Genomic DNA, 3,864 nt, shown 5'->3' on the forward strand with positions numbered 1-3,864 from the left:
CGTACCAGGGGACGACGTGGCCGGTGTCGTCGAAGTAGGTCTCGCTGCCCCGGAGCCAGGGGACGGGGCCCTGCCCGAAGGGGTCCGTGACGGCGTGCGCCAGCGCTCCGGACTCCCAGCGGCGGATCTGCTCCGACCCCATGGTCGCTCCCCTCCCTCGTGCCCCCGTGGTGTTCCTTCGTTCAACTGTCGTATGCCGTAAGCCTTTGCCATGGACGGAACGGCGTACGGGATCGGCCCCAGCACATCACATTAAGCACGCACTCTGTCACTGGTCGTTGCCGATTGACCAAAAGTGGAGCACGGGGTTCCGATATCGGTGGGTGGTGGCTGCGCGGCGGGGGCCTCGGCGTCAGACGAGCCGGACCGGCTTCTCGGGGCGTATGCCCAGGTCGATCAGCCACGCGTGCAGGGGCGCCGGGTCGCCGTCCTCGACGAGGCTGAGCACCCTCGGGGCGAGGTCGGCCGCCCTTTCGCCGTTGACGAGCAGCGTCGGTCCGTCGAGCCAGTCCAGGCCGGGCAGCGCGCCGGCGGTGTCCATCGCGGCGCAGCACACCATCGCCGTGACGTGATCGGCGAGCAACTCCCGCCCGGTGCGCGGCGGTTGGAGCGGGAAGAGGGGGAGCGCGGTGTCGTCCCAGAGCCCGGTGTCGGGCCCTTGCCCGGGTGGGGCCGAACCGGTCGGCGGGGTCGCCGCCTCCTCGCGCGCCAACTCCGCGGTGAGGCCCGCGGCGAGGGCCGCGCTGTGCGGCGAGCAGCGTTCACCCAGCTCTTCGTCGTCGTCGGCGGCCATCGCCTTGTAGGGCTCGGGCACGGGGTCCGACTCCGGCTCCGAGTGGGCGGCCTGGGCTTCCCGTTGCGCGGAGGTGGACGGGTCGCCGAGCGTGGCGTCCGGCGCATACGGATCTACGGCATCGACCTCCCCGTACCGATCGCCCGGTGCCGGTGCCGGTCCCGTCGCCGTCGGGTCCGTCAGGTGGTCCACCACTCGGGCCAGGGTCGGGGCGTCGTGGTGGGGCGGGGTCGGGCCGGGGGCGCGGCGGACGCCGAGGGTGTCCAGGACGCGGTGGAGGCGGGCCGCGTCGGTGCGCCATTTGCGGTCGACGACCTCCTCCGGGTACTCCTGCCAGCTCACCGGCGCCCAGTCGGGACCGGTCTCGGCGGGGCCGCCGTGGAAGAGGCGGGCGGCGAGGAGCGAGGTCGCCTCGTCGATCGTGCCGGGCTCTTCGAGCAGGTCACAAGCGGGGCGCTCGCCCAAGCGCGAGGCGAAGCCCTCGGCCAGGCGGTCGCGCCGGGACAGCTCCGTGAGTGCCGCGACGACGCCCGCGTCCAGCCGGGACGGCCAGCGGCCCATCCGCCACGCGGGCAGCGCGACCCGGGTCAGCAGCCGGTCCCAGCCCGCGTACGCCAGGCCCACCTGTTCCTGCGCGACGATCCGCAGGCCGTAGTCCACAGCCTGTGCACGCTCGGCGGCCGCGGCGGCCACACCCCGCTCCATCTCGGCCGCGTGCCCCCGGCAACTGCGCAGCAGCAGCCGGGCGACCCAGCCGACACCGGCGAGCACCGAACGGAACACGGGACCGCGCGGTGCCGAGGTCACCGCCACCGCCGCGTCCAGACCCCGTACGAAACGGCGGGCCGCGGCTATGTCCGGGTGCGCCGAGGGTCCCGTACCGGCGACGACCGGCGCGAGCACCGCCCGCAGCTCGCCCACCCGCATCCACCACAGGAACGGCGAGCCGATGACGAGGACGGGCGAGGCCGCCGTACGACGGGAACGCCCCGGGGTGAGGCCGCGTACGCCGGTGATCTCGTCGCGGTTCTCCTGCGGGGGCGGGCCGTGGGACGGGTGGGTGCGGTCCTCCAGCCAGCTGTCGCAGTCCGGGGTGAGCGCTATCGCGGACGGCGCGGGGACGTCGAGGCGGTCGGCGAGGTCGCGCACCAGGCGATACAGGTCGGGGGCCGACTCCTCGGCGATCGCGACCGTGGGACTCACGGCCGGGCGGGCCCGCGCGACGACCAGCGCGATGGCGCCGGCGGCGAGCAGCACGACGACCGCGGCCACGCCCATGATCCAGCGGGAGAGGTCCCAGCCCCGGCCCACGAGATGGCCGGTGGAACCGCCCGCGAGCAGGATCACCGCGGCGGCGGCGGGCAACAGGGCGACGGCCAGCGCCCGACTGCGGATCCGCAGCACGGCCAAGGCCCGGGAACGCGCCGCCTGCGCGCCCGCCTCCACACCCATACCGGTCACGACCGGACCTCACCCCCTCCGTGCTGTCCCGCTCTGCTGGCGTTGCTCACTCCCCCACTGTGGCACCCGCCACTGACATCGCAATGCCGGTGGGCCAAGTGCCGGAACGCTTGCGCCGCACCATAGTTGGGGCCCCGGTCCCCGTCAGCCGGTTGGGGCATCGGTCACTCGATGGAATGGCTCAGGGGAAAGGTGGATGACAGAGGGCAAGGATCAGGCCCCTGATCCTGAGACGGATTCGGGGCCTGTCGGGTTTATCGGTGTGGGCCATCGGTGTGGTTCACCGGCGGCCGGAGCCGCTTGGGGTCACTGGCCCGTCGCCGCCTTCGCCGCGATGTCCGTGCGGTGCTGGGAGCCGTCGAGACGGACGCGGGCCACGGCCGCGTACGCGCGCTCGCGGGCCTGGGTGAGGTCGGTGCCGGTCGCCGTGACGGAGAGGACGCGGCCGCCCGCGCTGACGACGTCGTCGCCGTCGTACCTGGTGCCGGCGTGCAGCACGTACGCGTGCGGGGCGTCCTGCGCGGCCACCTCGTCGAGGCCGGTGATCGGGTCGCCGGTGCGCGGGGTGCCGGGGTAGTTGTGCGAGGCGATGACGACGGTGACCGCCGCGTCCTCGCTCCAGCGCAAGGGGGCCAGGTCGTCGAGGGTGCCGTCGGCGGCGGCGAGCAGGACGCCGGCCAGCGGGGTCTTCAGGCGGGCCAGGACGACCTGGGTCTCCGGGTCGCCGAAGCGGGCGTTGAACTCGATGACCCGGACGCCGCGGCTCGTGATCGCGAGGCCGGCGTAGAGGAGGCCGGAGAAGGGGGTGCCGCGGCGCCGCATCTCGTCGACGGTGGGCTGGAGGACGGTCTGCATGACCTCGTCCACCAGCTTCGGGTCGGCCCACGGCAGCGGGGAGTACGCGCCCATGCCGCCGGTGTTCGGGCCCTCGTCGCCGTCCAGCGCGCGCTTGAAGTCCTGCGCGGGCTGGAGCGGTACGACGGTGACGCCGTCGGTGATCGCGAAGAGCGACACCTCGGGGCCGTCGAGGAACTCCTCGATGACGACCCGCTCGCAGGCGTTGGCGTGCGCCTTCGCCGCGTCGAGGTCGTCAGTCACCACGACGCCCTTGCCGGCGGCCAGTCCGTCGTCCTTCACGACGTACGGCGCACCGAAGGCGTCGAGAGCCTCGTCGACCTCTTCCGGGGTCGTGCAGACGTAGGAGCGGGCGGTCGGCACACCGGCCGCCGCCATCACTTCCTTGGCGAAGGCCTTGGAGCCCTCCAGCTGCGCGGCCTCCTCGGAGGGGCCGAAGACCGGGATGCCCGCCTCGCGCACGGCGTCGGCGACCCCGGCGACGAGGGGTGCCTCCGGGCCGACCACGACGAGCTCGGCACCGAGTTCGGTGGCCAACGCGGCTACGGCCGCGCCGTCGAGGGGGTCGACCCGGTGCAGCTCGGCCACCTCGGCGATGCCGGCGTTGCCGGGGGCGCAGTGCAGGGCGGTGACGTTGGGGTCGTTGGACAGGGAATGGCACAGGGCGTGTTCGCGGGCACCGGTACCGATGACGAGGACCTTCACGGGGTCAGCCTAGGTCACGGTGAGGGTGGGGTTGCCGACCGGGCCGGGGG

2 protein-coding genes are annotated in these 3,864 nt (G+C 73.8%); both read right to left on the bottom strand.

The genetic code is table 11. From position 1 onward, the window contains the following. Positions 1-352 precede the first annotated feature (352 nt). Positions 353-2,254: a M48 family metalloprotease gene (locus AC31A1_RS48265; protein ID WP_489659402.1), complete on the bottom strand. Its 1,902-nt coding sequence runs from the start codon at positions 2,252-2,254 to the stop codon at positions 353-355. 306 nt (positions 2,255-2,560) lie between these two features. Next, a complete protein-coding gene (gene purD, locus AC31A1_RS48270) occupies positions 2,561-3,814 on the bottom strand; it encodes a phosphoribosylamine--glycine ligase (RefSeq protein WP_489659403.1) in 1,254 nt (417 codons plus the stop codon). Between the last annotated feature and the right edge of the window lie 50 nt (positions 3,815-3,864).

This window comes from Streptomyces sp. P5F9 (genome assembly GCF_057961495.1).